Annotated in this window: 20 protein-coding genes; 6 read left to right on the top strand and 14 right to left on the bottom strand. The window is 62.8% G+C overall.

What is annotated here, in order from left to right:
* Positions 1–24 precede the first annotated feature (24 nt).
* From KIO74_RS24685 to KIO74_RS24675, 3 genes are read right to left on the bottom strand one after another with little or no spacing between them, the layout of a single operon-like run.
* The gene (locus KIO74_RS24685; RefSeq protein ID WP_213337624.1) at positions 25–3,408 is read right to left on the bottom strand and encodes a DUF6603 domain-containing protein; all 3,384 of its coding nucleotides are present in this window, start codon (positions 3,406–3,408) and stop codon (positions 25–27) included.
* A 36-nt stretch (positions 3,409–3,444) separates the two neighbouring features.
* A complete protein-coding gene (locus KIO74_RS24680) occupies positions 3,445–4,662 on the bottom strand; it encodes a hypothetical protein (protein ID WP_213337623.1) in 1,218 nt (405 codons plus the stop codon).
* A gap of 42 nt (positions 4,663–4,704) precedes the next feature.
* A complete protein-coding gene (locus tag KIO74_RS24675) occupies positions 4,705–5,688 on the bottom strand; it encodes a hypothetical protein (protein ID WP_213337622.1) in 984 nt (327 codons plus the stop codon).
* Positions 5,689–6,143: 455 nt separating this feature from the next.
* Between KIO74_RS24675 and KIO74_RS24670 the strand changes: the two genes are divergently transcribed.
* Positions 6,144–7,514 (top strand): hypothetical protein, encoded by a 1,371-nt coding sequence (locus KIO74_RS24670; RefSeq protein ID WP_213337621.1) that lies wholly within the window; start codon positions 6,144–6,146, stop codon positions 7,512–7,514.
* 3 nt (positions 7,515–7,517) lie between these two features.
* Here the strand turns inward: KIO74_RS24670 and KIO74_RS24665 are convergent, their stop codons facing one another.
* From KIO74_RS24665 to KIO74_RS24635, 7 genes are all read right to left on the bottom strand, one after another.
* A complete protein-coding gene (locus tag KIO74_RS24665; protein WP_213337620.1) occupies positions 7,518–8,435 on the bottom strand; it encodes an NAD-dependent epimerase/dehydratase family protein in 918 nt (305 codons plus the stop codon).
* Between the two features lies 1 nt (position 8,436).
* On the bottom strand, positions 8,437–9,306 hold the full coding sequence (locus KIO74_RS24660) for an ABC transporter permease (protein ID WP_213337618.1): 870 nt from the start codon (positions 9,304–9,306) through the stop codon (positions 8,437–8,439).
* Positions 9,307–9,322: 16 nt separating this feature from the next.
* On the bottom strand, positions 9,323–10,273 hold the full coding sequence (locus KIO74_RS24655) for an ABC transporter permease (RefSeq protein WP_213337617.1): 951 nt from the start codon (positions 10,271–10,273) through the stop codon (positions 9,323–9,325).
* 7 nt (positions 10,274–10,280) lie between these two features.
* Positions 10,281–11,012, bottom strand: a complete 732-nt coding sequence (locus KIO74_RS24650) for a FadR/GntR family transcriptional regulator (protein ID WP_213337616.1) — start codon at positions 11,010–11,012, stop codon at positions 10,281–10,283.
* 21 nt (positions 11,013–11,033) lie between these two features.
* Complete coding sequence (locus KIO74_RS24645) at positions 11,034–12,146, bottom strand: Ldh family oxidoreductase (RefSeq protein ID WP_213337615.1); 1,113 nt, start codon at positions 12,144–12,146, stop codon at positions 11,034–11,036.
* Between the two features lie 25 nt (positions 12,147–12,171).
* A complete protein-coding gene (locus KIO74_RS24640) occupies positions 12,172–13,362 on the bottom strand; it encodes an enolase C-terminal domain-like protein (RefSeq protein WP_213337614.1) in 1,191 nt (396 codons plus the stop codon).
* A 193-nt stretch (positions 13,363–13,555) separates the two neighbouring features.
* Positions 13,556–15,121 (bottom strand): ABC transporter substrate-binding protein, encoded by a 1,566-nt coding sequence (locus tag KIO74_RS24635; protein ID WP_213337613.1) that lies wholly within the window; start codon positions 15,119–15,121, stop codon positions 13,556–13,558.
* A gap of 246 nt (positions 15,122–15,367) precedes the next feature.
* On the opposite strand from KIO74_RS24635, the gene KIO74_RS24630 reads away from it, so the two are divergent.
* The 5 genes from KIO74_RS24630 (at position 15,368) to KIO74_RS24610 (ending at position 22,454) form a co-directional block, all read left to right on the top strand.
* Complete coding sequence (locus KIO74_RS24630; RefSeq protein ID WP_213337611.1) at positions 15,368–16,120, top strand: ribonuclease activity regulator RraA; 753 nt, start codon at positions 15,368–15,370, stop codon at positions 16,118–16,120.
* Between the two features lie 41 nt (positions 16,121–16,161).
* Positions 16,162–17,352, top strand: a complete 1,191-nt coding sequence (locus KIO74_RS24625) for an alpha-hydroxy acid oxidase (protein WP_213337610.1) — start codon at positions 16,162–16,164, stop codon at positions 17,350–17,352.
* A 257-nt stretch (positions 17,353–17,609) separates the two neighbouring features.
* Positions 17,610–19,424, top strand: a complete 1,815-nt coding sequence (locus KIO74_RS24620) for a DEAD/DEAH box helicase (RefSeq protein ID WP_213337608.1) — start codon at positions 17,610–17,612, stop codon at positions 19,422–19,424.
* 394 nt (positions 19,425–19,818) lie between these two features.
* Complete coding sequence (locus tag KIO74_RS24615; RefSeq protein WP_213337606.1) at positions 19,819–21,066, top strand: putative DNA modification/repair radical SAM protein; 1,248 nt, start codon at positions 19,819–19,821, stop codon at positions 21,064–21,066.
* On the top strand, positions 21,066–22,454 hold the full coding sequence (locus KIO74_RS24610) for a UdgX family uracil-DNA binding protein (protein WP_213337604.1): 1,389 nt from the start codon (positions 21,066–21,068) through the stop codon (positions 22,452–22,454). The genes KIO74_RS24615 and KIO74_RS24610 overlap by 1 nt, the downstream gene beginning before the upstream one ends.
* A 34-nt stretch (positions 22,455–22,488) precedes the next feature.
* On the opposite strand, the gene KIO74_RS24605 is transcribed toward KIO74_RS24610, so the two are convergent.
* The 4 genes from KIO74_RS24605 to msrB form a co-directional block, all read right to left on the bottom strand.
* Complete coding sequence (locus KIO74_RS24605; RefSeq protein ID WP_213339214.1) at positions 22,489–23,868, bottom strand: FAD-containing oxidoreductase; 1,380 nt, start codon at positions 23,866–23,868, stop codon at positions 22,489–22,491.
* Positions 23,868–24,326, bottom strand: coding sequence for a DUF4126 family protein (locus KIO74_RS24600; protein WP_213337602.1), 459 nt, complete (start codon positions 24,324–24,326; stop codon positions 23,868–23,870). The genes KIO74_RS24605 and KIO74_RS24600 overlap by 1 nt, the downstream gene beginning before the upstream one ends.
* 333 nt (positions 24,327–24,659) lie before the next feature.
* Positions 24,660–25,364: a peptide-methionine (S)-S-oxide reductase MsrA gene (msrA, locus tag KIO74_RS24595; RefSeq protein ID WP_213337600.1), complete on the bottom strand. Its 705-nt coding sequence runs from the start codon at positions 25,362–25,364 to the stop codon at positions 24,660–24,662.
* An 81-nt stretch (positions 25,365–25,445) separates the two neighbouring features.
* Positions 25,446–25,943: a peptide-methionine (R)-S-oxide reductase MsrB gene (msrB, locus tag KIO74_RS24590; protein WP_213337599.1), complete on the bottom strand. Its 498-nt coding sequence runs from the start codon at positions 25,941–25,943 to the stop codon at positions 25,446–25,448.
* Positions 25,944–26,184: the final 241 nt, after the last annotated feature.

Genomic DNA, 26,184 nt, shown 5'->3' with positions numbered 1-26,184 from the left:
TGGCCATTACGCCCGCGCGCCCCTTCATGCCGCCCGCTCGTAGCTTGGAATGACGTGGACGGCGTCCATCAGTGTGGGATCGTTCGCGACGACGTCATTCATGAACTGGCGGGCGCTCGCCTCGCTGCGGAAGGCGCCGGCATTGGCGGCGAAGGCCTTGTTGGTCGCCTGGAAAGCCACGGTAAAGGTCTCCGGCATCACCGTGATCTTGTCCTCGAACGGATCGAGCTGCTTCTTGGCGGCCTTCGAGAGCGCGCAATGGGTGATCGCCGCGCCGTTGAGGAAGAAATTGAACAGCGTGCCGGCGAAGAGGAAGAAGCGCCGCGTAAAGCGCTTGAAGTTGTTGTCAATGATGATCTCTTCGTAACGCACGATGCGTTTGACCATGCGGCTCGTCCTGAGATCGGCACCTGCTGCGGACAGATGCAAACCGGATTTCTCCGGCGCGAAGGCTGGCCGCGACAGCTTGTCGGCATCTGAGAAATTCTGGAACTGCGCCGGCGCGAAGGGCTCGAAGGCGTCGTCGCGCTTGGCGAGCCCGCCGCCGGCGACATCGATCGTCAGCCGGTTGACGTCACTGGGCGCCTGATTGCCGATCTTGTCGAGCTTGATAGCGAGCGGCACGGTGCGCTGGCTGATCGCCAGGAGGCCGACGGGATGAAGGACAAGCGCTGCTTCCTCGGCCGGCATCTTGCGCAGCGTGACGAAGAGCCCGTTCCCTGCGGGCAGGATTGCCCGCCAGTTCTCCATCTTGGCATATTCGCCGGCGAGCAGCGGCAGTACCGCGATCGGCGGCAGCAGGGTGTCGGCGCTCTCGCCCCAGCTCTCGTTGATGTCCACATCGACATCCCAGAAGAGCAAAGAGATCGAGCCTTGGCCCCTGATGCGCCATTTCGCGGGGCCTTGCAGCTCGCCCCGGACACGCACCGAAAACAGCCCCGCGCCGAAGACATTCGCCGACAGCGAGGCGGAGATCTCGATGATGAAGCGGAAGGGCGAGAACTGGAACAGTGCGTCGAAGGCGAGATGGCCTTTGACGTTGAGGGCGCTGAAGCCGAAATAGACCTCGACCCGCGCCCCGAATTGCACGGTATTGGCAGTGACGGCGAAATAGCCCTCGATCCTCACTCGGGACAACGGCGTGCTGAGGAGGCTGACGCTGATGCGCCTTGGGCTTGGGAAGGGCAGGGGCGGCGGCGCGAAACGGGGGTGGAAACCACCGACGCTGACGACGAAATTCGCGTCGTCGCCAAAGGCCACGAGCAATCCCATCTCGCCGTCGATGGTGAGGAAGACGACCCGGGATTCAAACAGCGAGGCGAAGAAATAGATGCGTTGCTTGTCGAATTCGATGGCGCCGGCGAAATTGACCTGAAGGATGATGAGCGGTGCATCCTCGGCTGGGATCGCCACCTTCAGGACCCCGATGATGGCGATGTTGCCCGGGATCTCGATGATGATCCCGAGCGAGACGCTGACCAGCGTCGGCGTACCCCAGCCGAGCTTGGCCATCGGCCCGATGAGGAAGGTGCCTTCCTGCGCCGGGAACAACGTCCTGAGATCGCTGATGATCTTCGGTGCGTTCGCCACCACGTCCCGCGGGAACATGATGGATTCAATGGAGCCGGTGCGCACGCCGTCCATCAGCGCCTCGAGATTCATCGTCCGGTTGAGGCCGATAAGGCCGCCAACCGCCAGCAGCGTGAAGCCGAAGCCGAGCTGGATGCCGGTGCCGAACTCGACCGAGATGATGATGACGAGCGAAAAGCCCTTGGTGCCATCGGGCATCCTGGTCGAGATGAGCCCGAAGGCCTTGAGCGCGACGATGCCGCTGAAGCTGAGCTCGATGGCGCCGGCGTATTCGCCCCGTTCGGGATCGAGGCTGAGATAGCCTCCACCGGTAACGATGCCCGCATCAACGGACAGCCCCACGCCCTTCGGCGGCTTGAAGCCGACGCTGAGATGCGCCGGGCCGAGATTGCCCGGGCGGAAATCGAGGCTGGTCGAAAGCCCGATGTCCTCGACAACCGCCTTGAGCGGCCCGAGGTCGAACTTCAGCAGCGCCCCCGTATCGAGGCTGAAGCGGTCGTTGCTCGGGCCGAGACCAAGCCGGATGCCATCGAGCTTGGCCGGGCCGAGATCGATATGGGTGCTGAGCTCCAGCGCGAGCTTGCCGCCGCCGCGAAAGGTGAAGCCGGACAAGAGCGCCATGCCGAAGGCGAGGTCTGTTTCCGCTTCCACATGCAGGCCGGAGAGGACCTTCTGCAGAAAGCCGTCTGCCTTACCGGCATCGATGACGAAACGGAAGGCACCGATCTCGGCTTCGACGCCGAGGTCGAGCTTGCCCTGCGGTGTGCCGGCAAAGATGTTGAAGCCGAGCCCTTGTACGGAGAGGCGCGTGCCGCCGGGCGAGCCGATGAGGGTGACTTCCTCGGCGCGGGCCTTCTTCTCGCGAATGGCAATGCTGGCGCCGAAGGCGCCGGTGAGATCGAAAAGCCCTTCCGCCGTGAAGGGAGGCCGCACGGTAAAGCCGACCTTGCGAATGTCGGTCGTGGACGAGAAGACAAGCTCGCCGCGATCGCAGACATTGAACTGGAAGCTGTTTCCACCCCTGATATAGGGGAGGAGCGCCACGCCCCGGCGCTTGCCGCCGGTGGCCTCGGCCGGCGAAATGGTGATGCCGAACTGGCTGTAGGTCTCGGGTGTGAAGCCTTTCTGGAAGAAGGGGAAACGCAGTTCCGGCAGCCCGGCGCCAGCGTTGCCCAATGCCGCCTTGGTCGCGGCCGCTTGCGGGTAGCGCCCGCCCGGCATGCCGGAGGCGCGCATCAGCTTTTCGAGGCGCGCGAGGAGCAGATCGATATCGAGGTTGGTGTCGAAGCGATAGACATCCCGGGCGATCTCGCCGGGTGCGGTGAGCAAGGCGCTCAGGCGTCGCCAGTTGATACGCCGCATGGGCTGGCCGGCCGCCGGCGCCTCGTTGCGATCGATCAGCCCAATGAGCAGCAACCCCTCATGCAGTTGCGGCTGTGCGCGATCGATATGGTCGAGCAGGAGATGGTCGGTCAGCCGTGGCACGAGCTCGCCGAGATTGGGGACACCGGCGCCCTGAAGGGCTGATTGGACCTGGCGCATGGCGTCGGCGACCGCCGCGAGCCGCGCGAGCAGATCGATATTGGCGGCAAGCTTTCCGTTGTCGGTGTCGATGCTGGCGGAAGCCCGGACGCTGCCGCCGAGCCCGGCCACCGCGCTCTTGAGGCCAGCGAGCGCCCCCATGGCGGTCGCCCCCGGCACGGCATAGCCGAGCTTGGCGAAGAGGGCGGCTGCCCGCTCCGGCGTATCGATGTCGGCGATCGATCCAAACGCCACCGCGATGTCGCAGAGGAGGGAGGTGAGGGCGTTCTGGGACATGATGCGGGGCTCACTCCAGAGTGGGGAACGCTCGGGCTATGGTTTTTGCAGGTGCACGATCTGATATCGGTGGCGTTTTCGGTGTTTAGTATGGTGCCCGTTGATGTCGATATCGGAGAGATCGTTGAAATCGAGACCAGTCGAGAATTTCGGACGGGCGGCATCGGAATCGTCGTAGAACAGAACTCCGATAGCAGGTCCAAGTTTCCCACTCAGTTCAGCAATATCGGTGACCGAAACATCCGGATCCCAGAACAGAAACGTTTTGTCGGCGACGGCAAAGAGAAGAATGTAATGTTCGGGAAACGGATGTTCGCCGGCTTCGTACTTGCGGCCACTCAGGCATCCGGCGACGAGATAGCGTCCCGCGCTGAGAAGCGTGCGCGCGGCCGCGACGACAGTCTGCAGCTGGCCGGGCGTATAGTTCAACATCAGATTGTTGGTCGTCGATCGGTCGTCCTTGGCATTCAGGTTCGTCAAGGTGACCGGCGTGAATGCCGGCAGCGACTGCGCGGCGACATTGCGCGTTTTCAAGAGTTGTTTCGCGGTGAATTGCGAGGCGGAACCGCACATGACGAGTGAGTCAAGAAACAGAGCGCATTGCCGCGGCAAGGAAACCTTGTCGAATGTCGCGGCGGCGAGCTTGGGTTGACCGAGCCACCGGTTCACGCGCTCATAAGCCCACGCGCCATTGGCGGTATTGTCGTTGAGTACGGCGGTGGCGATCGCCTTGTCAGCCGCGGAGACCTGTGCGGCATTCATTGTCTGGCGTGCCGAAGCCGTCGCCGACGTGTAGGCCGTAGTGCCGGTGACCGTCGAGCCGGACCGCAGCACGCCGAGCGGCTTTGTCTTGTCGGGGTGACCTGCCGGCAGACCGTTCCGGTAGGACTGGCCGATGCGCACGCCAGCCGAGCGTATCGCGTCGGCGAGATCGCCCCAGCCGCCATCCTCGATCAAGCTGAGCAGCGCCTCGCGCAGGGCGGTATCGTTGATGTCGTAGATCTTCGTCTTCAACGCGGCGCGCATGGCGCGCACCAGGGCGAACTGGCCGCCGAGCAGATGGTATTCCGATTCATTGTCCGTGAAAAGTTGCCTGAAGGCTTGCGCGGCGGTCTCCAGAGCCGGCGGCAAGGGAAAGGTCGAGCCCGAACCACCACCGGGATCGGGGCCGGGCCCCTCGGGGGCGGTGTTCGGCGCGAGCTGACGGATGGCCTCATGGCCGGCCGTTTGCGATCGCTTGCTCGTCCTCCCCATTCCGATCCTCCAGCCCGCACGGATCGGCGGGGGTGTTGCTTGTCACGCGCGCTTCAGGGGCCCTTCCCGGTAGTGCCTGTTGATCCAGTGAGCCCGCGTGCCGTTGAGCTCGGCGAGGACCGTGTCGAAATCGATGCCGTTGAAATAGCGGTCACGGAGGGCTTCGATCGCCCGTCCGCACTGCGTGATGCTGCTTTTGGGAAAGCGGGCGAGATTGAAGAGGTCGATGCGCGCTGCCTCAGGGAGCGCCGCCGTTTTGCGACGCAATTCCTCCTCGGCCAGGGCATGCGCCGCGCCATCCGCAGGCAGCTCCGTCCAAGGTAGATGCGGGCCGACAGTCATGGCAAGAAGCGTCGGACGCAACCCCGCGACGCCCAACCCACGGCCGGCGAGCGTCGCAAAGCCAGCCGATCCCGCGTTCAGGACCGCCTCCATGTCCGCGAGATCGGCCTGACGGCGGGCGACACTGGTCTGCAATGCACTTTCCATGAGCAAGGCAAAAACCAGGCGCCGGAAGCCCTCATCCGTGGCGCCCGAGCGCGGGACCACGTTCTGATAGTAGATATTGTAGTCGTTGACGAGCTCGCGCGACACCTCCGGATTGGCGGCGGAAGGACCTGGCTCGTCAGCGCCCGCCGCGATCATGGCCTCGAGCCCGGCGTGCGGCGAGACCACCGATTGATCGAGAGAAAGGGCTGCGAGAGCGGTCCCTCCGCCGTCAAGGCAGCGCACCGCAGTTGCGAGACGGCCTGTCGCCGTGGGGCGATAGCTGACCTCGCCGATCCCTGCCGTCACGACTGCGGGCGCGCCATCGTTCTCGGCGAAGGACCATTCGAACGACTGCACGGACGCGGCCAGTGCGCCATCCGTGATAAAGACGACGAAAGTATTGTCCCTACCGATGACAACTGGCGATGTGATGAAGGATACAACGGCTGAGCGCCCGTCGGCCGAAAGCCCAGCCTGCCCGAGATCGGAAGCCTGATAATTCTCCGGAATACGGCTTTCAGTCTTGCGAACGGGCATGATCGATAAAAACTCCGATCCGATGTCCATACGGCATGGTGATATGCTACCCGAGCCAGCCAATGATGACCAGCAAAATAACCACACCGGTTGCTGGCATGCTGACATGAAGCGAGGAAGACACTGGCGCCAACGCTGCGCTAATCCGCTTCCGAGAGCCGGCGAGATGATTGCCCTCTAGTGAATTTCCTGATCACTCCGGGGATAAAGCGGCGCTTGCCTCATGGTAGTATTTATGCCAGACGTCATGTCCCCGCTCCTCGCTGCCGCGACATGAAAATGACAGAAATCGGCTATTTATCAGAACCATACAAAAAAAATCGAGGTGGAGGTTCGTATCCTAAGAAATAAGACGTCGCCGGGTGGCTGGGCAGACAACCCGACGTCTAAAATTTGGATAAGTATAAATTTGTGGGCGGGGGGAACAAATACGTATCCGTGGCAACGTTTTCGCTGTGCTCTGGGCCCTCGCCCTGTTTGCGGCCGCATTGCAGGCGCGGCCTTTCCTGTCAGGCTTCAGGCTGACGGCTGATGAAATACAGTTTCACTATCTTTCGCTTAAGAATACGCTTGCGCAGAATATTCAATTCCTGAGCGAGAACGCCGCGCAGCAAGGTCGGGTTGGACAGTTCATTCTGTTGCCCGTCAACATGCTGGCCAGTGATCTGGCTGCGGTTCCCTGGGCTCGGGTCGGCTTCCTTGGGGCATGGGGCGGGCTGATGTTGCTCACCGCGCTCTGGGTCGGCCGCCAAAGTCGATCAAGGGCATTTGCCTTGCTGATCTTCCTGGTGCTGGTCACATACCAACGCCTTGGGTTCGATCACATGCCGCCGAACAGTTACCCGCTTCAGAACACGGTGCCGTTCTTGCTCATTCTGGCATCGCGCATGGCTGGCGGAGGCCAGCGTTCCCTGGTGACACAGTGCATGCTCGGCGTCGTCCTCTGCTTCAGCATGGCGATCAGTGAGTATGCCTGGGTGTTCGGGCTTGGGGTCGTCGGCTGCGAGTATCTCGCGAATTTCTCCCGCGGAAAGGAGGAGGGCCTCGCCGGACTAAGGTCCAGCCGGCTGGTGCTCGACGCGTCAGCCATCACCACGGCGCTGGTGGTCTACCTTGGCTATCGGTTCGTGCATCCCTCCCACTACGCCAGCAATTCTCCGGATGGCGTCTGGAATCTGGGAGCGATGGCCTGGACGTCGTTCTTTCACATCCTGAATGGGACCGTCCTGCTCCCGATCCAACGGACGCACTTCACTTTGGCACCGTGGAAAGCGCTTGCTGCCTGGGGTGGTATGTCCGTGTTGACCGCCGGGGTGGCATGGGGGGCGTTCCGGTATCTCGAGCGTGATCGGCCCTGGCTCATGATTGCCGTCGTGGGCCTTCTGTTCAGCCTGTATGTGACGCTACCGGTCGCGATGACCGTGCGGCATCAGACCTGGTGCGTCGAGGCATGGCCCTGCGCATATCTGGACACGCGCTCGGCCTTCCCTGGCCTTGCCGTTGCGCTCATTGGGATATGCGGCTGGCTGCTCCGCTTTGGCCGGGGCATGCAGGTCGCCCTGGCAATCGCTCTCGGTTTGGGGGCGGGTACCACGTATCTCTACAATCTTTGGTTTTCGCAGGAGATCGAAAGCGTCACGAAGGCGTGGGAGCGCGCCGACGCCTTGGCGTGCCTCCCTCCGTCCTTACTTCCGGCCGATGAAGCCCTCTTGAAAACCGTGGATCCACGCGGCTTGATCAGTGTTCATCCGAATTTCCCCCACGCGGACTACTGGCGCGTCTACATCGCGAGCCGAAGCGCCACTTGTGCGGGGGCGGCGCATTGAAGCCTATGGCAGATGCTTCGGTGCCTTCTCCTCACCGGTCAGGATTTCCGCGCATCGCGCCGCCGATTCATCGGGCAGGTCCGCGCTTCCGGCCGCCAGATGCCTGACGATCTCGGTTCGGCATAGATCGAGGCGGGCGGCTGTGACCTCGGCCGCCTCGTGCGCGGGCTGGACCTCGGCTCGCCGGCCGGGGCCGGGTGAATAGCCGATCCGCTGCCTCGTCTCGGAGATGTCCCAGCGCGAGCCGGGATTGTCCGAAACCAGATTGAGCACACTTGCGCCGTTCACGGGTGCGGTCAGGGCCTTCTCTATCCCCTCGCAGAAATCCTCACCGCCTAGCCACATTTCCTGTGACCAGCGCCGCATGGACGGAAGCCGGCGCCCGGCATCCAGGGGTTTAGCGACAACCATGCCAATCCTGAGCGCGATGAAATCAAAATCACCGGCCTCGGCCAGCGCGATGCCGGCGCGCTCGATCGCCAGTTTGGACATGCCGTAGGGGTTGATGGGGGCTGGCTCGCGATGGACTGTGATGGGTCCTTGCGTGAACCTGTGACCCGCCATCACCCAGTTCGAGCTGAGGAACACGAAGCGTTTCACGCGCCGCCGCGCCGCCGCCATGAGCCGCAGGCTCAAGTCCAGGTTGAGCTCCTGGGCTTCCTGCCAGGTCGTTCCCGGCCCGCGATGGCCCGCGCAGTGCAGAATGGCGTCCACGCCATCGAGGAACCCGTCCCATTGCGCGGCGGGTTGTGTCAGGTCCGCGGCGATGCCATCGGGAATGGTCGCCACGTCGGTCGCGACCACGTCATAGCGGGCGGCTTGCCTCAGATGCGTGACCGCCAGACGTCCAAGCCTTCCTGCGGCCCCCGTGACAAGAAGGCGAGGCAGAGGGGGGTGCGTCTCTCGGGCCGAGGTTGTCATCTCAGGACGTGCCGAGGTCGAGCTTCGAGTCCGAGGCATCGCGCAGGGCGTCGCCGACGAAATTGAACGCAAGCACCGTCAGGAAGATCGCAAGGCCTGGAAACACGCTCATCCACCAGTATTGCCAGTGGGCCATGCCCACCGAAATCATATAGCCCCAGCTTGGCGCGGGCGGCCGCACGCCGAGGCCCAGGAATGAGAGAGAAGACTCGGTAATGAGCGCCGTGGAGCCGCTCAACGAGGCGTAAATGATGAGGTTTCCGGTGACATTCGGCCAGAGATGCCGCGTGATGATGCGCTGGTCGGTGGCGCCGAGCACGATCGCCGCCTTGACGAATTCCCGTCCCCGCAAGCCCAGGATTTCGCTGCGCACGATGCGGGCAAAACCCGGGGCCTTGGCAATCGCGATCGCCATCGCGGAGTTCTGCACGGAAGGGCCGAGAATGGCGACGATCGCCAGGGCAAAGATGAGGAACGGGAATGCCATGATGGCATCCATGATCCGCATCAGAACGATGTCGATCCAGCCGCCGACGTAGCCGGCGATCAGCCCCACGGTGGCGCCAACGATAGCCGCGCCGGCGATCGAGTAGCCGACGACCTGCAGCGAAATCTGTGATCCCCAGACGATCCGGCTGAAAATATCGCGACCGATTTCATCCGTGCCGAACCAATACTTCCAAGACGGCGCCTGGAGCGCCCGCGTCAGGATGCGCTGGGGCGGATAGGGCGCGATCCAGGGCGCGAACAGCGCCGCGGACACGACGAGTATCAGGAAGATAAGCCCGAGGACGCCGAGCTTGTGCGTCGCGAAGCGGCGCATGTAGCGCTGTGTCGGCGACAGGGGAGTGATGATTGGAGGAGCTGCCATCGCCATTGCATCCTCCTCAATATTCGATGCGGGGATCGACGACGGCGTAAAGCACGTCAACAATAACGGAGACCAGAAGAACGCAGCAGACGCTGAAGAGCACGGCCCCTTGTATGGCGGGATAGTCGCGCGAAAAGATGCTCTCGACCATCATGGAGCCGAGCCCCGGCAAGGAGAACACGGATTCGACGACAACCGCTCCGCCGAGCAGTGCGCCGGTCTGCAACCCGACGACGGTGATCACAGGGATCAGCGCGTTACGCAGGCCGTGGCGGAAGACCACCCTCATCTCCGAGGCGCCTTTGGCGCGTGCCGTCCGGATGAAGTCGAAGCTCAAGACTTCGAGCATGGCGCCGCGCACCTGCCGCATGATCAAGCCGGCAAAGGACGTTCCGATCGTGATCGTCGGCAAGATCATGAGCTGGAGGTTGCGCAGGGGATCTGTCGTGAATGGCACGTATCCGGATGACGGCAGCCACCCGAGGTGCAGGGAGAAGACGATGATCAGCAGGATTCCGGCCCAGAAGAAGGGCATCGCAACGCTCGCCATCGAGAGAACGCTGACGACGACGTCGGCCGCGCTGCCCCGCCATTTCGCGGCGACGACGCCCGCCGGCACGCCGATGGCGATGGCGAGAGCAATGGACATGAGACACAGCTGAAGCGTGACGGGAATCCGGCCGATCAGCATGTCCAGCACATACTGGTTGCGGTAGAGCGAGCGCCCGAGATCTCCGCCGAGAATGGTCGTGAGCCAGCGAAAATACTGGACCGGCAAGGGATCGTTCAGTCCGAAGCGGATGCGTGCGGCTTCACGCTCGGCCTCGCTGGCTGTCTCCCCGAGCAGCGCGTAGGTGGGGTCTCCAGGCAGCAGGTTCGTGATCGCGAAGACGATCACTGAAGCCAGGAACAGGACAGGCAGCATCTGCGCGAGCCGGCTCAGGAGAAATTTCGGGATCTTGGCCATCGCTGTCTCAGAACATCTCGCTTAGTCGGGATTTGTCGCTGACAATGGCCGCGACGAAGGGCAGGACATAGCCGAAGTGCTCGAACATCAAGGCTCGCGTCCGTGCCGGATCGCCTGCGATGATGGCCTCGGCGAGCTTTTCGTGGAGGCGCAGGTTGTAGTCCGGCACGCGCATGTCCCGCTGCATGTGGCAGACGCGCTGCACATAGCGGACATGCTCGCTGATGCCATTGAAAGTCTGCAGGATCAGCTTGTTTTTCGACGCCCTCACGATTGCGGCGTGAAATTCGTAGTCGGTCGAAAGCCATTCGGCTGGCGAATGCAGCCCTGTCCGCAGTCGTTCCGCGAGTGATTTCAGCAACTGGACTTCGTCATCCGTGATCCGCTCGGCGGCAAGGGCCGCCGCTTCGGTCTCCAGCCCCCGCCGCAGTTCCACGATGTCGTAGAGCCCTTCGGGGTAGGTCTGAACCGCATAGCGAAAGAAATCCTCCAGAACCAGCGAGTTAAGCGGATTGACCGTTGTTTGCTTGCCTTGCTGGACCTTGACTATTCCCATGACACTGAGATGGTCGATAGCCTCGCGCGCCGTCGGTTTGCTTACGTTGAACTGCCGAACGATCTCGGCTTCCGGAGGAAGCGCATCCCCGGCCTTCAACGTGCCGTTGATGATCCACTTCGTAATCTCCTGGGCGACGATCGATGACAGTCTACGCCGGTCGCTGATCCTGGCTGCTACCACGGGCCTGTCCCTTTTCTCTCTCTACCTTTGTCCATCATGTCCGTCGCCTTTCCCGGCGGCGGGTTCGTGCCCCCAATAGCGTAGTTCCGGGCAGCGGTAAGCGACGTCCTTCCACACGCCCGCGATTTCCGCGGCCCTGCGCACGTGCTGTGCTGTATCCGCTGTCAGCGTGAAACCCCTCTCCGCCGCGCGCCGGCGCGCTTCGCGCGACCGATCGCCGGGAAGCATGACCGTATCGACGCCCGGCAAAGGGGGACATGTCACGACGCGGTCCCGATAGGCGGCGAGGCGTTCTTCGTAGTCTCCGAGCGACATCAGTTTCTCGACCGAGAAATAGATGGAGAACAGGCTGTTGGTGCTGGGCCTCGCATCCCCCGCGGTCGCGACGATCGTCGAGAGGATCTCGCTGAAGACCGAAAGGCCGAAGCCCTTGAAGCCGCCGAAGGTCATGACGGCGGCATCGCCCGCCATGAAAGCCGCCGGGTCGGTGGTAACCGTGCCGTCGGTTTTCACAAGGCATGGCGTATCCAGCGACGTCCCTCGATCATGGGCCTGCTTAATCGTGCTGCCCGACACCGCCGACGTCGCGCAGTCGAGGACGATCGGCTCGTGCGGCGTGGCGCCAGGCAGGCCGAGCGCGATCGGGTTGGTGTTGAGGCGCCCCTCGCGTCCCCCATGCGGGGCTACTGGCCCGCTCTGCGGGATGCCCTGGCCAAAATGGAGCGACCCCACGTTGCGATCCGCGGCGATTTCAGCCCAGCGACCATTGCGGCCGAGATGGCCGGAGCCGGAAAGGCAGACGATGCAGCTTCCATCACGCGCCGCGCGTTCGGCGCCCAGACGGGCAGCAAAGGCGCCGGCGATCTGCCCGAAGGCGCGGTTGCCCGCAATGCGAACGAGGCCACCCATGTCGCTTTCGATCGTGGGGCGAGCCAGACCATCGACCTCGCCGCGTTTCAGCCTCTCGACATAGAAATCGACCTGCCGCGACCCATGGGTGTCGTGGCCGGAGAGATCCGCGTCGACGAGGGCGTCCGCCACCTCTTTGGCGATGTCGTCCGCGCAACCCGCGGCCCGAAAAATCAGGGTCAGAATATCGACGAGATCATCAGCTTTGAACGGGCTGGTCCGCATGGGCATGGTTCCTCTCACCGCCCCGTCATATCGCGCCGGTCATCGGGACCCAATCAGGGCGCCGGGCGTCGCGAGGCCAGCTCCCATAATAGTCACCCATCTTCTCGAAGTATTCGGCGTAGAAGCGTAGCTTGTCCTGGTCGATGACGACCCCCAGGCCCGGCCCCTGGGGCACGGCAAGCATGCCGTCCTTGTAGGCCATCTTTCCGCCCTCGATGATGTCGTCATCCAGATAGTGGTAGTGGGCGTCGCCCTCGAAGGTCATCTCCGGAATGGAGGCGGCGGTATGGATCATGGCCGCCAGCTCGATGCCGAACTCCGTACCGGAATGCATGGCCATCCCGAGCCCGAAGGTGCGGCAGACGGCGATGAGCTCCAGGACGCCGCGCGGACCTTCCCAGTAGTGCAGGTCGGTCAGGATGATATCGGCCGCGCCCAGCCGAATGCCCGGTGCGAGGTCGTCGAACTTGGCGGGATACATGTTGGTCGCGATGGGGATGCGCACCGCGGCCTTCACGGCCGCATTGCCCGTCAGCCCCCAGGACGGATCCTCGTAGAACTGCAGGCCGAGCGGCTCGAGGCGTTGCCCGATCCTGGTCGCGGTCGGCACGGACCAGACCCCGTTGGGATCGATGCGCAGCCCGAAACGGTCGCCGAGCCGCGCCCGGCAGAGCTCCATGGCGCGGGCCTCCTCCTCGGGGTCCATCACACCGGCCTTGAGCTTCATGGCCTTGACGCCCAGCGTCTCATGCAACTCGACGCAATGCTCGGCGACATCCTCCGCGCAGGTATCATCACCACCGCCGGGCCTGTCGTAGCGCCAAAACAGATAGCCAATGAACGGCACGGACTGGCGGATGGCGCCGCCGAGCAGTTCATGTACGGGGCGGCCGAGGGCCTTGCCCTGGATATCGAGACAGGCCATCTCGATGGCGGCATAAATGAGCGCGTTGGAGATATAGTAGGTCGAACGCAGCACGCGCAGCTTGATGGTATTGAGATGGAAGGGGTCGAGCCCAATGATGTGCGGCCGAAATTTTTCCATCGCGCGCCGTTGGTCTCCGCCGCCGACCTCGCCGAGACCTACGATGCCCTCATCAGTAATGAGCTCGACGATCGTGCGCTGAAAACGTCCGGGATGGACACCGCGATTGTGTCGCAACTTGGCGTTCAACGGAATGGCGGCACAGGTTACGCGGAAGTCGACGATCTTCATGATGGCTCAACTCGCTTATGTCTGCTGACGGCCGGCAAAACGGTAGTCGCGGATTGCCGGCTATGCGGTGTCGGATCTCCGGCTCGCGCCGACCATGTCTTCACGACTGAAAGACCGGAGGCGCGAGGTCCGGACGGGCGTGATGGCGCCAAGTCGCGGTCGTTCTGGTTGCGGTCGCTTTGGTCGCGGTGGTCTATGCGAGCCAAGCCTCCGCCATATTCCAGACGCCGCCGCCATCGACGTTCAGATTGCGCAGGTTTTTTCGGGCGACGTGGCGAGCATCTCTGAAGAACAGGAATGCATAGTAGGACTTGTCGATCAGGATATTCTGCACGTCGAGATAATATTTCTTGCGTGTATCCCTGTCGAGATGTGTGCGGCCGGCATCGACGGCGGCGAACAATTGCTCATCCCTCTCGATCAGGGAGAAGTTCTGATTGGCATTACGTCCGTAATGGAAATCATAGATCTGCACGGGATCCGGCCGCGGGACATTGAAACGCGCCATATAGATATCCCATCCGCCGGACTGGCGGATGGCGCCGACGGCGCTGCGATCCGGCGCGTTGATCTCGACCTCGATGCCCACATCGGCGAGCTGTTGCTGGATGACCTGGGCGATCTGGGTGTCCGGTTCACGCTGAATGATCAGCATGGAGAGTTTCAGGCCCTTGCCGTGGCCCGCCTCGGCCAGGAGGCGGCGGGCTTCCTCGACATCGTGAGGCGGGATCTTCGGCAGTTCCGGATTGTAATCCCAACCGGAGGGCGCGGCGGGCCCGCGCGCGACCGCTCCATAGCCGTCCGCCACGAGATCGAACAGGAAGGCCCGGTCGACCGCGAGACTGACAGCACGGCGAACGCGGGGATCGGTCATCGGAGCGCGCCGCGTATTGAACGCGAGCCACTGCATGACGCCCGGCGGTACCTTCAGCAGGGACAGATTGGGGTCGCGCTCTATACCGGGGTACTCATTGGGGGGAATATTGTCGGCCACATGCACGGAGCCGGCTTTCACCTCGATCAGCTTCACGGCCGGGTTGGTGATGAAGCGCACGCGCAGATTGTCTGCATAGGGAAGGGCCTTGCCGTCGGAGCCCTGGCGCCAGTAGGATTCGTTGCGGCGCAAGTCGACGTGGCTCCCCACCACCCAGTTCTGGAACACGAAAGGCCCCGTGCCGACAGGCTTGAGCCCGTAGTCCGCGACGCTGTTCGCCTTGAGTGCCTTGGGCGAGGACATCATGCCCGGCTCGACCGAGAAGGCCGCGAGCATACCGGCATTGATCCCATCAAGAACGATCTTGACGGTCAGATCATCCACCACCTCGACCGCCTTGATGCCGAGAAGATCGACAGCGCGTGTGGCGCCGACGGCTGGATCGCGTGTGCGATCGAGATTGACCTTGACTGCCTCAGCGTTGAAGGGCGTGCCATCATGGAACTTGATGCCCTCGCGCAGATGAAAGACGATGCCGCGTCCATCGTCGGTGACGTCCCAGGATTTCGCGAGCGAAGGGGAGAGGCTTCCGTCTTCTTCCTGGATCAGAAGGGTGTCGAAGATATGCCCGGTCGTATAACGGTCGCTTGTCGGCGCGTTGCCCATCACCGGATCAAGGCTGCGAGGCTGCACGTCGGTCGAGGCCACGATGGTCCCGCCGCGTTTCGGCGCCTCCTGAGCCAAGGCCGGCAACCCTGCTACCAAAACTCCTGCGCTTACTCCTGACTTCAGCAATGCCCGCCTGCTGATGCCCGACGTTGTCATTGGCGCGTCCTCCCGTTTGTTTTCTACTTATCTAGATATCTTCGCAAAATTTTCTCGTCAAGTGGGTGGGGATCCTCGCGTTCGCCGACGGGTGCGTTACCAGCTGTTCAAATAATACGTATATATTTCAGATATTTATATTGATTTCTATGGCCCCCGATTTTAGGTGCGGCCGAAGACGGGCCTTCGTATTGACAGAAAATGTCAACATATCTAGATATCTAAAACAAGGAACCGGAGGAAACCATGCAGCCAATCCCCACGATCAATAGACCCAGGGCGGAACTCGTCGAGGGCTTGAAGGACATCGGCACAGCGAAGCTCTCGAGCGTCATCTATCGCATGGGCTATCAGAACGTCTTCATGGCCGGGCCTGCAAGAGCGCATGAGCCGGGGCGCACCGTCGCCGGGCCGGCGCTGACCTTGCAGTTCATGCCGAAACGACGGGACGTCTATGGGGACGACGAGTACGGGAATCCCGAGGCGCAGCTTCACCGGCATGTGCTCTATCAGACCGAGCCGGGCGACATCGTCGTGGTCGATGCGAGGGGCTGCATGACCGCCGGCATTTTCGGCGAGATGATGCTCGCCTACTTCAAGGGCCGGGGCGGAGCGGGCATGGTCGTTGACGGGTGCATCCGCGATTTCCCCAATGTCAGCAAGCTCGAGGTGCCGCTGTGGGTGCGTGGCTTCACGCCGAATTTCCATACCCAGACCGATCTCATGCCGTTTGCCGTGAACGTTCCGGTGGCCTGTGGAGGCGTGCTCGTTCTGCCGGGCGATATCATCGTCGCGGATGACGACGGGGCGATCGCCGTGCCAGCCGTCGCCGCTGAGGAGCTCCTGCAGAAGGGCTCGATCTGGCACGAATGGGAGGACTATTCCCGCATCCGTCTGCTCGAGGGTGGGGATCTCCGGCGTTATTATCCGCTGGCCGAGGATGCACGCGGTGAGTTCGAGGCCTGGAAAGCGGCGCAAGCCCAATCCGTCAGTGGCTGAACGGTGACCGGACAGGCACGGTTTTGGGAGGACTTTCGGCGATGCTGAGGCGAACGGCGGCATCCGTGCACGACTATCGCCTTACGGCGCAATCCATCCTGCCACGGACGCTCTTCGAATATGTCGATGGCGGCGCGCTCGATGAATCGACGCTCGCCCGCAATACGGCGGATTTCGAGGAGATCTACATTCGCCAGAAGGTGCTACGCGGCGAAAAGGTGGATCCGGCTGGGCCTGTGCTTGGTCATACCGCGCCTTTTCCCGTGGCGCTTGCGCCGATCGGATCGCTTGGCATGCTCTATCCGCAAGGGGAGATCCTGGCTTTTCAGGCCGCGCACGCGGCCGGTATCGGTGCCTGCCTGTCGAGTTTCTCGGTGTGCAGCATCGAGGAGGTGATGCCGGAGGTCGGCGACGGGGATGCCTTTCAGCTCTATGTGCTCAAGGACCCCGGCCGAACGGAGGAAATTCTCGCGCGCGCCACGGCGGCGGGGTTCAGGAACCTTGTCATCACCGTCGACACCACCCATCCGGGCATGCGTGATCGGGACCTGCGGAACGGATATAGGTCGGCGGCCCGGCCGCCCCTCAGCATGCTGCTCGATTGCGCTATGCACCCCCGATGGTTCGCGCGGTCCTGGCGTTCATTGGGACGGGGGCTCGGCAACTTCGCGCATTGGGATGGCGTCGGCAGCGGGCTCATCGCGCAGGCAGCCTACATGTCGCGGCAGCTCAAGACCGATCTCACTTGGAGCGATATCGAGGCTGTGGTGAAGCGCTGGCCGGGACGGGTGGTGGTGAAGGGTGTCACCGATCCCGAAGATGTGGCGCGTGCCATCGGCATCGGTGCCGACGGCGTGGTCGTCAGTAACCATGGAGGGAGGCAGCTCGACGGCGTCATGTCCTCGATCGCGGCCCTGCCCGTAATTGCGAGCCGTTATTCCGGCGAAGTCGAAATCCTCTTCGACAGCGGCATCAGGCGCGGCAGTCATTTGCTCAAAGCCCTGGCGCTGGGCGCGGACGGCTGCCTATTGGGTCGAAGTTACGCCTATGGTCTTGCCTCGGCCGGAGCGGACGGCGTCATCGCCGTTCTCGAGATGCTGAGGAAGGAGCTCACCATGAGCATGGCGCTCGCGGGCGTCACATCCGTCGAAGACATCAAGAAGCGCCACATGGCATGCGTCTCCTTGCGTGAGGCTCGACCCAACGTGAGCGCACTGGTTGGGTTTTCATAGAGGAGAGTTGAATATCCCGGCCGATTGCTTTCGCGGCCGACCAATGAACAACCCGGCCAAGGTCCGCCGGATTGAGGGGCTGATGCCGCACATGGCCATGATCGCCTTCAAGTCCCGCATGACAGGATCACCGATCGGTCGAAATGACGGCCTGAAAGCGCGAGGCCGAGCGGGGGCCTCGGCTTAGCGCCAATGAACGGCCATTAGGTGCCTGCGAACTTGCTGTGCTATGCGGCTTCGACACAGAGGCCGCTATCATGACCACGACCGACGACCAGGCATCATTGCCCACGACGATCCACCCCGCTCTGGCTTCCGCCCTTGAGGCGAGGGGCTACAGCCGGCTGACGCCTGTCCAGATGGTGATGGTGACTGGCGATCACGGCGATGCTGACCTTTTGGTCTCGGCACAGACCGGGTCCGGAAAGACGGTCGCCTTCGGTATCGCGATCGCCTCGACGATGCTTGGCGACGCTGACCATTTCGAGCCCGCCGGGCGGCCTCTCGGCCTGATCATCGCGCCAACGCGTGAACTCGCGATCCAGGTGCAGCGCGAACTCGACTGGCTCTACGGGGAAGCGCGGATCAAGACAGCGACTTGCGTCGGGGGCATGGACATGCGTAACGAGCGCCGCGCGCTGGAGCGCGGTGCGCATCTCGTCGTCGGTACGCCGGGACGTCTGCGCGACCACATCACAAAGGGTGTGCTGGACCTCAGCGCGCTTCGCGTAGTCGTGCTCGACGAGGCCGACGAAATGCTGGACCTCGGCTTTCGCGAGGACCTCGAATTCATCCTCGGCGCCGCGCCGGGAGGGCGCCGGACGCTGCTGTTCTCGGCGACGGTGCCGCGCGGTATCGCGGAACTGGCCAAGACCTTCCAGAAGGATGCGGTTCGCATCGCGGCGACCGCTTCCACTGAGCAGCACACCGATATCGAGTACCAGTTGGTCCTAGTGCGGCGCGAGGAGCGTGAGCATGCTGTCATCAACACGCTGCTCGAATCCGACAGCGCAAGCGCGCTGGTCTTCTGCCACACGCGCGAGGCGGTCCGCCACCTGACGGCGCGGCTGGCCAATCGCGGCTTCTCGGTTGTTTCGCTGTCGGGCGAGATGGCGCAATCGGAGCGCTCCAGCGCCCTGCAGTCGATGCGTGACGGGCGCGCCCACGTCTGTGTGGCGACTGACGTCGCGGCGCGTGGCATCGACCTGCCGAACCTCGACCTCGTGATCCATGCGGATGTGCCGAGCAATCCCGCGACCTTGCTCCATCGCTCCGGGAGAACCGGCCGCGCTGGACGCAAGGGTGTTTGCGTACTCATCGTGCCCGAGAACAGGCGTGGCGCGGCGCAGCGTGTGCTGGCACTGGCCAGGCTCACCGCCACCACGCGCGCCGCGCCCGGAATTGCTGAGATCGAAGCCCGCTACCGCAGGCAGATCCTCGACACGGCCGTCTCTGCCGCCGAGCCCGACGAAGCCGAGGCGGCCTTCGTGACGGAATTGCTCGCGCGGGTAACCCCGGAGCGCATCGCGGCCGCTTTCCTGCGCCAGCAACTCGCGGCCCGCCCCGTGCCGGAGGATCTCTCTCCGCTACCCCTGGCCGATTTGCAGGCAAGAAAGCCCAGACGCGACAGGATCGGCGAGGACAGGCGCGGTTCCGCTGCGGTGCGCGAGCCGCATGGATCGGAGACGGAGGGCGGCGTCTGGTTCACGCTTTCGCTCGGCCGCAGGCATCGGGCCGACCCCAAGTGGCTGCTCCCGATGATCTGCAACGCCGGCGGCGTCTCGAAGCGCGATGTCGGCTCGATCAGGATCGACGACACGGAAACCCGCTTCGAGATATCCCCCGACAAGGCAGCCGGTTTCGCCGAGCATTTGAGGCGGCCTGGCAGCCTTGAGAAGGGTGTGGTCATCGCACCGGCCGGGGACGTGCGGACAAGCCGGCGGCAGGCCAAGCCCAAGTTCAGGAAGGACGGAAAGGCTGTGAAGAAGCCTGCGCCACACCGAGGCAAGGCCGCGCCCACGGATCGTGACCACGCTCGCAAGCATAAGGGTAAGCCGAAACGTCAGGCCTAAATGCGGCCTGACGTCACGCCTGATGTACTGATCCGGCAATATCGCTTCGCCGCTTCGATCGGCGCTTCCATGCATGGAGGAACAGACGACGATCGGCCGATGGGGAGTGGGGGCCCGAAGCGCGTGTGGTGACAGGCTGATGGGCCGGGCGTTCGCTTTGCGATCTAGGGCTGCCCTTGGACTTGCCCAGTCGTGCCGGTGCTATCCCGGTCGTCTCGACGCAGCTGTTGGCAGGCCTTCGCGATGCTGGCTTCTCTCGTGTTTAAGACAAGCCGCCCCCCAACTTTGATGAGAACAAAAAAAGAACATTTTTGTCAGCTCAGATGGCGAAGCCGGCCTTTCCTTGGTGCTGGCATCTTATCGAACCAGTCGGTTCGAAAAAAGGTAGGGCTTGATGGCACAGCTCAGCCTCGCTGAGAAATTGACGATCCTTGCTGATGCGGCCAAGTATGACGCGTCCTGCGCGTCATCCGGCGCCAAGCGGCGCAATTCACGCGACGGCAAGGGCATCGGCTCGACGACTGGCAATGGCATCTGCCACGCTTATGCTCCGGACGGACGATGCATCAGCCTCCTCAAGATCCTGCTGACCAACAGCTGCATCTTCGATTGCCACTACTGCATCAACCGGAGTTCATCGAACGTGCGCCGGGCCCGTTTTACCGTCGATGAGGTTGTTGATCTGACGCTGGATTTTTATCGTCGCAACTATATCGAGGGACTTTTTCTTTCGTCGGGAATTATCAATACGCCCAATTATACGATGGAACAGATCGTGAGGGTCGCGAAGACCCTGCGCGAGGATCACGATTTCCGTGGCTATATTCACCTCAAGACGATTCCGGATGCGGCAGCGGACCTGGTGACGCAGGCTGGCCTCTATGCCGACCGCGTCTCCATCAATGTTGAACTGCCCACCGTGGGGGGCCTGCGGCGGCTCGCTCCCGAGAAGTCCGAGGTACGGATAGAGGGCGCGATGGCCAAGATGCGGTCGGCCATCGAAGACGGGAAGGATGCCCGCAAGCGCTATCGTTCCGCGCCGCATTTCGCACCCGCCGGCCAGTCGACGCAGATGATCATCGGTGCCGATGCGGCAACCGATCAGGATATCGTCTCGCGCGCAGCGGCACTCTACGAACGGTTCGACTTGCGGCGTGTCTACTACTCGGCGTTCAGCCCCATCCCCGACGCGAGCGCTGTCTTGCCCCTCAAGCGGCCCCCCTTGATGCGGGAACACCGCCTTTACCAGTCCGACTGGATGATCCGCTTCTATAATTTCGCGCCCCACGAGGTGAGCGCCGCTGCCGACCCCGCAACCGGCATGCTTCCGCTCGACATCGACCCCAAACTCGCCTGGGCCCTCAAGTTCCGCGAGCATTTCCCCATGGATGTGAATCGCGCGTCTAAAAACATGCTGCTGCGCATTCCGGGGCTTGGCGTGAAAGCGGTCGATGCCATTCTGGCGGCGCGGCGCTGGCAAAAGCTGCGCCTTGACGACATTGGACGTCTGACCGTGTCGGTGAGAAAGATACGGCCCTTTATCATCGCCGCGGACTGGACGCCCGTGGTGCTCGCCGATCAGGCCAATCTTCTGCCGATGCTTCGCGACAAACCCGTGCAGCTCGAACTCTTCGCATCCTGATGCGTGCGATCTGCCTCGATGCCGAAGATGATTTCGAGGGCTGGCGTGTCGCGGCCCGGTCCTTGGCCGCGATCCGTATTCCAGCCCACGAGATCCTGTGGCAAGTCGGCGGTCAGCCTGCGGACCTGTTCGGCACGGTCGCGAGCCCGGCCACGGCCACGGCGCCCATGGCCGTCCCGCGGGACTTCGTGTCGCTTGCCCGCCAGGTGATCCTCAATCGCGATCCCGAGCGGTTCTCGCTCCTGTACGCCCTTCTCCTGCGGATTCTGGACGAGCCGCATTCCCTGCAGAACCGCGCCGACCGGCAACTGCGCCGCATCGAAGCCCTGCATCGCTCCGTCCGGCGCGACATCCACAAGATGCGCGCCTTCGTCCGCTTCCGCGAAGTCGGGGAGGGTAAGGCCAGGCGCTTCGTTGCTTGGTTTGAGCCAGAGCATCATATCGTGCGCGCCAATGCAGCCTTTTTCGTCGAGCGCTTCACCACGATGCGCTGGTCGATCCTCTCTCCCCTCGGTTCTATCCATTGGGATGGTGAAACCCTGGCCGAAGGGCCACCCGCGCAACGGAACCAAGCGATGGGTGACGATCCCGTCGAGGTCGTCTGGAAGGCCTACTATTCGGCGATCTTCAATCCCGCCCGGCTGATGCCGAATGCGATGCTGAAGGAGATGCCCAAGAAATACTGGAAGAACATGCCGGAGACCGCGCTCATTCCGGGGATGATCGCCGGCGCCCGCGAGCGTGAACGCGGCATGCTCGCGGATGCGCGGGCGCTTCCCGTCAAGGGATATGGAGCGGCCACAATCGAGGGGCTGCGCGAGGAGGCCCGGTCGTGCCGGCGCTGCCCGCTCTGGAGACCCGCGACGCAGACCGTGTTCGGCGAAGGCCCGCATGACGCCAGGATCATGATCATCGGCGAGCAGCCGGGCGACCAGGAAGACCAGGCCGGTAAAGCTTTTGTCGGCCCCGCCGGTCAGGTTTTCGACCGCGCTCTGCTTGCCGCCGGCATAGACCGAGCGAGCGTTTATGTGACCAACGCGGTCAAGCACTTCAAATTTGAGCCGCGGGGCAAGCGACGGATCCATGCGCGGCCCAACGTGGGCGAAATCGACGCGTGTCGCTGGTGGGTCGATCAGGAGAGAGCAATCGTAAGGCCGAAGCTCGTCATCGCGATGGGGGCGACAGCCGCCCGAGCCCTCACCGGCCGGACAATGTCGGTCAGTTCTGCGCGCGGCAGGCCGCTCATCCTCGAGGACGGAACAGCAGCGTGGATAACGGTGCATCCAAGCTATCTTTTGCGCCTACCGTCCGAGGCTGAAGCCGATGAAGCGTTCTCTCAGTATGTGGCCGACCTGCGCGGCGCGGTTGCAAAGCTGGAAGCCGCATAGGGGAGGGTGGCGGCACAGGGTTGATGGCCAGATTTTATTGCGCCGGCTGCATCTCCGCGAGGAGGGTCGGGATCAGTTCCGAGACCGTCGGATGAATTGGCACGGCGCGCTGGAACAGGGTGTAGGGTATGTCGGCATTGACGACGTCGAGCAGGCCATGGATCGCCTCGTCCCCCCCGGTGCCCAGGATGGCGGCGCCCAGGATGCGCCGGGTCTCGGCATCGACGACAGCCTTCATGAAACCTGAGGTTTCGCCCTTTTCCACCGCGCGCCCGACCCGGGACATCGGTCGCTTTCCAATCAGCAACGGCCGACCGGTGGCGCGGGCTTGGGCCTCGGTCAGGCCAACACGGCCGAGCGGTGGGTCGACATAGAGCGCGTAGGCCGGTACCCGCTCACTCACCTTCCAATCCTGCCCATCAAGCAGGTTGGCGGCGACAATCTCGAAGTCGTTGTACGCGGTATGCGTAAAGGCCCCCCGGCCGTTGCAGTCGCCGAGCGCATAGACACCCGGCACGCTGGTCTCGAGATGGTCGTCGACGATAATGTATCCACGAGGGTCGGTCTTGATCTTTGCCTTGTCCAGGCCGAGGTCATCGGTGTTCGGTTGCCGCCCCACGGCAACCAGCACATGCGAGCCCACAATCTCGGGCGCGCCGTCTTGACAATCAACGCTCACGGCAACGCCCTGTGCGTGGCTGGCGAAACGAATACACTCCGCGCCAGCGCGGATATGGACGCCTTCCGCCTCCAGTATCTCGCGGATTGCAGCCGAGACATCCTCGTCCTCCCGGCTGATGAGCCTCGGTCCTTTCTCGATCACCGTGACGTCGGCGCCGAAGCGTCTGAACATCTGCGCGAATTCAAGACCGATATAGGATCCGCCGACGATCACGAGATGCGCGGGCACCACCTTTAACTCAACCATGTCGCTATTTGTGAGATAGGGCACCTGGTCGATGCCCGGCATGCTTGGTATCGCCGCGCGCCCACCCACATTGATGAAGATGCGAGCCGCGCTCAGTGTTTCGCCGTTGACCTCCACCTCGTGGGGGCCGGTGAACCGCGCATGGCCGCGAAAGAGAGTACAGCCTTGCATGCCGTCGAGCCAGCTCTCGATGCCGGATCGTCCATCCTGGATGATCTTCTCCGCGCGCGCCTGCACCGCAACCATGTCGATGCCGGGACTGCCATTCAACACCACGCCATATTCGGCGGCGCGCTGCGCCATTCGCGCGGCATAAGCGCTGGCAACCAGCGTCTTGGTTGGCTTGCAACCCGTATTCACGCAGGTGCCGCCGAAATGCTGTCGCTCGATCACCGCGACTTCCAGACCGGCGGTGGTGAGCCGTCCGGCCATGGATGGGCCGGCCTGGCCCGCGCCAATGATGATGGCGTCGAATGCGCGCGCCATCATAGTACCATCACGATGAGGAGGGCACCGATGATCGCAACGGCATCCTCGATGAGCGCGGCCGGCGGATCCTTTCCAAAGGAGGCCGCGAGGCTGCCTCGCACCGATCGCCCGCCGAGCGTGCCGACCACTGCTCCGACAACGCCACAAATGGCGCCAATGACGAGATTGCCCCCGGCCGCGCCGAGGCAAGCGCCACAGAGCGCGCCGACGACGACGCGCGTGCCGAACTGCACCGGCACGGTGCGGCTGGGGGTGGATGGCAGCTGGTCGGCGACCAGCTCGACGAGCGCGAGCACCGTGAAGATCCAAGGCGTCCAGGCATAGCCCATGAAGGCGAGCGGAGTGGCGGAGAGGTTCAGCCATCCGAGGTAAGAGGCCCACGCAATCGCGGCCGGTGCGGTCATGGACCGAAGCCCGGCGACAATGCCGATCAGCAGAGCAAGCAGATAGACCATGCGCACCCTCCAGACGCTAATCGATCAGTGCAGTGGCAATCGCGTCCATATGGCCCCTGAAAGCGCGCATCATCTTGCTGCGTGACTCACTCTGATCCCCGGGGATCATGACTTATGTTCGCGCACCGCGCCAGCGGTAGACTTGAGCGGAACTTCAAGAACCGACACCCAGTCGCCTTGATAGTGAGCGCAGGCGGCGCGGAGGGATCTTTGGGGAGCCCTCGATTCTCTTACCGAACCTGGAAGATAGGGGAACATGGTCCGCCGCTCGAGCATCTCACCAATGCACTTTGATGGATCGCCGATGCGGAGCGCGGCTGGACTTTCACCCCTTCAGTTGGAGAGCTTGGCTTTCACGAGCGCCGGGGTTGCGCGGTAGCGATCGGAGAATAGTTTCTTGAGGTTCTCGATCTTCGGCAGGTCGTTATAGACGATGTAAGGAGAAGTCGGGTTGAGGGTCAGGTAATCCTGGTGATAGGCTTCGGCCGGGTAGAAAGTGTAGGCTGACTCGATCTTTGTAACGATAGCTGCGTTGAAGACCCGAGCCTGGTCGAGCTGCGCTATATAAGACTTCGCGATTTCTGCCTGCTCGCTGTTTTGCGGGAAGATCGCTGTGCGATACTGAGGACCGATATCCGGGCCCTGCCGATTGAGTTCGGTCGGGTCGTGCGCCACCGAGAAGAAGATCTGAAGCAGTTTCCCGTAACTGATCTGGCGTGGATCATAGGTGATCTCGACAGCCTCCGCATGGCCTGTCCGGCCGGACCCCACCATCTCGTAGTGGGCGGTCTCGGCTGTCCCACCGGCATAACCGGAGACAGCACTTCTGACGCCCTGTACCCGCTGGTATATACCCTGCACACCCCAGAAGCAGCCTCCCGCCAACACTGCAGTTTCGCTATTGCTGCCCGCAGCCTCCCTATCAACTGCGGGAGGAGGAATCGCGATGCCCTCCTGGGCCGCAGCCGGGCCGCTTGAAGCGAAGCTGCAAAGTGCGAGAAGCACAGTGCCGGCCAGAAAAGACGGAGCGGACCACATTCGATTTCTCCCATGTCCGGTCAAAGGCTAAGGCTTGCAACGCTGAAGAATGCATGAAGGAACGGGGACATTGGCGTGCCGTCATGCTTCCGAGGGTTTGAAGACAAGTGCGACGCCATTCATGCAGTAGCGCAGTCCGGTCGGTGGTGGCCCGTCATCGAACACGTGGCCAAGATGCCCGCCGCAGCGGGTGCAATGGGCGGCAACGCGGACCATGCCCAACGACCGATCTTCCTCTGTGCCGACAGCTTTGTCGAGCGGCTTCCAGAAACTCGGCCAACCCGTCCCGCTCTCATATTTGGTTGCGGAGGAGAAGAGATCGCGGTTGCAGCCCGCACAGGCGAAGATGCCACGTCGATGCTCTTTGAGCAGAGGACTGGTGAAAGGATATTCCGTTCCGCTCCGCCGCAGCACATCGTATTGAGCGGGCGTCAGCGTGCTGCGCCATTCCAGATCGGAACGCTCCACCTCGAAGGCGGATGACGCGGCTGCCCGGGCGCTTCCGCTCGACAATCCCGTCAAGAAGGCGGCGGTTCCCAGATATGCGCTCTGTCGCAGGAACATCCGTCTCGTCGTCATCGTCCACCCCTCCAACCCAGGGCCGGGCCGAAATGTCTGCTGAACGCGCGTATGTCCAGGAAGGCTATATTGTCCCGGATCCAATGAAAATCACATCTCCTTGAAGACAGGACAGGAGGTGCTCAAACTCCATTTTCTGACGACTACCCGGATAAAGACGCTGGCGGTGGCGAAATGTTTCATGTTGAGGAGTGGTCGTGAAGGATTTCACAGCGCCGCGAGAGAGGACTTGCCCAGAGGG

Origin of the sequence: Chelatococcus sp. HY11 (assembly GCF_018398335.1) — a bacterium.
Taxonomy (GTDB): Bacteria; Pseudomonadota; Alphaproteobacteria; order Rhizobiales; family Beijerinckiaceae; genus Chelatococcus.
This window is presented reverse-complemented; position numbering and strand designations above follow the sequence as displayed.

Excerpts from the sequence above, each read along its gene's own strand:
- KIO74_RS24635 (WP_213337613.1), bottom strand. The coding sequence starts at position 15,121 with ATGACAACGTCGGGCATCAGCAGGCGGGCATTGCTGAAGTCAGGAGTA.
- KIO74_RS24630 (WP_213337611.1), top strand. The coding sequence starts at position 15,368 with ATGCAGCCAATCCCCACGATCAATAGACCCAGGGCGGAACTCGTCGAG.
- KIO74_RS24640 (WP_213337614.1), bottom strand. The coding sequence starts at position 13,362 with ATGAAGATCGTCGACTTCCGCGTAACCTGTGCCGCCATTCCGTTGAAC.
- KIO74_RS24660 (WP_213337618.1), bottom strand. The coding sequence starts at position 9,306 with ATGGCAGCTCCTCCAATCATCACTCCCCTGTCGCCGACACAGCGCTAC.
- KIO74_RS24600 (WP_213337602.1), bottom strand. The coding sequence starts at position 24,326 with ATGGTCTATCTGCTTGCTCTGCTGATCGGCATTGTCGCCGGGCTTCGG.
- KIO74_RS24675 (WP_213337622.1), bottom strand. The coding sequence starts at position 5,688 with ATGCCCGTTCGCAAGACTGAAAGCCGTATTCCGGAGAATTATCAGGCT.
- KIO74_RS24620 (WP_213337608.1), top strand. The coding sequence starts at position 17,610 with ATGACCACGACCGACGACCAGGCATCATTGCCCACGACGATCCACCCC.
- KIO74_RS24685 (WP_213337624.1), bottom strand. The coding sequence starts at position 3,408 with ATGTCCCAGAACGCCCTCACCTCCCTCCTCTGCGACATCGCGGTGGCG.
- KIO74_RS24680 (WP_213337623.1), bottom strand. The coding sequence starts at position 4,662 with ATGGGGAGGACGAGCAAGCGATCGCAAACGGCCGGCCATGAGGCCATC.
- msrB (WP_213337599.1), bottom strand. The coding sequence starts at position 25,943 with ATGACGACGAGACGGATGTTCCTGCGACAGAGCGCATATCTGGGAACC.
- KIO74_RS24645 (WP_213337615.1), bottom strand. The coding sequence starts at position 12,146 with ATGCGGACCAGCCCGTTCAAAGCTGATGATCTCGTCGATATTCTGACC.
- KIO74_RS24615 (WP_213337606.1), top strand. The coding sequence starts at position 19,819 with ATGGCACAGCTCAGCCTCGCTGAGAAATTGACGATCCTTGCTGATGCG.
- KIO74_RS24610 (WP_213337604.1), top strand. The coding sequence starts at position 21,066 with ATGCGTGCGATCTGCCTCGATGCCGAAGATGATTTCGAGGGCTGGCGT.
- KIO74_RS24625 (WP_213337610.1), top strand. The coding sequence starts at position 16,162 with ATGCTGAGGCGAACGGCGGCATCCGTGCACGACTATCGCCTTACGGCG.
- KIO74_RS24655 (WP_213337617.1), bottom strand. The coding sequence starts at position 10,273 with ATGGCCAAGATCCCGAAATTTCTCCTGAGCCGGCTCGCGCAGATGCTG.
- KIO74_RS24605 (WP_213339214.1), bottom strand. The coding sequence starts at position 23,868 with ATGGCGCGCGCATTCGACGCCATCATCATTGGCGCGGGCCAGGCCGGC.
- msrA (WP_213337600.1), bottom strand. The coding sequence starts at position 25,364 with ATGTGGTCCGCTCCGTCTTTTCTGGCCGGCACTGTGCTTCTCGCACTT.
- KIO74_RS24665 (WP_213337620.1), bottom strand. The coding sequence starts at position 8,435 with ATGACAACCTCGGCCCGAGAGACGCACCCCCCTCTGCCTCGCCTTCTT.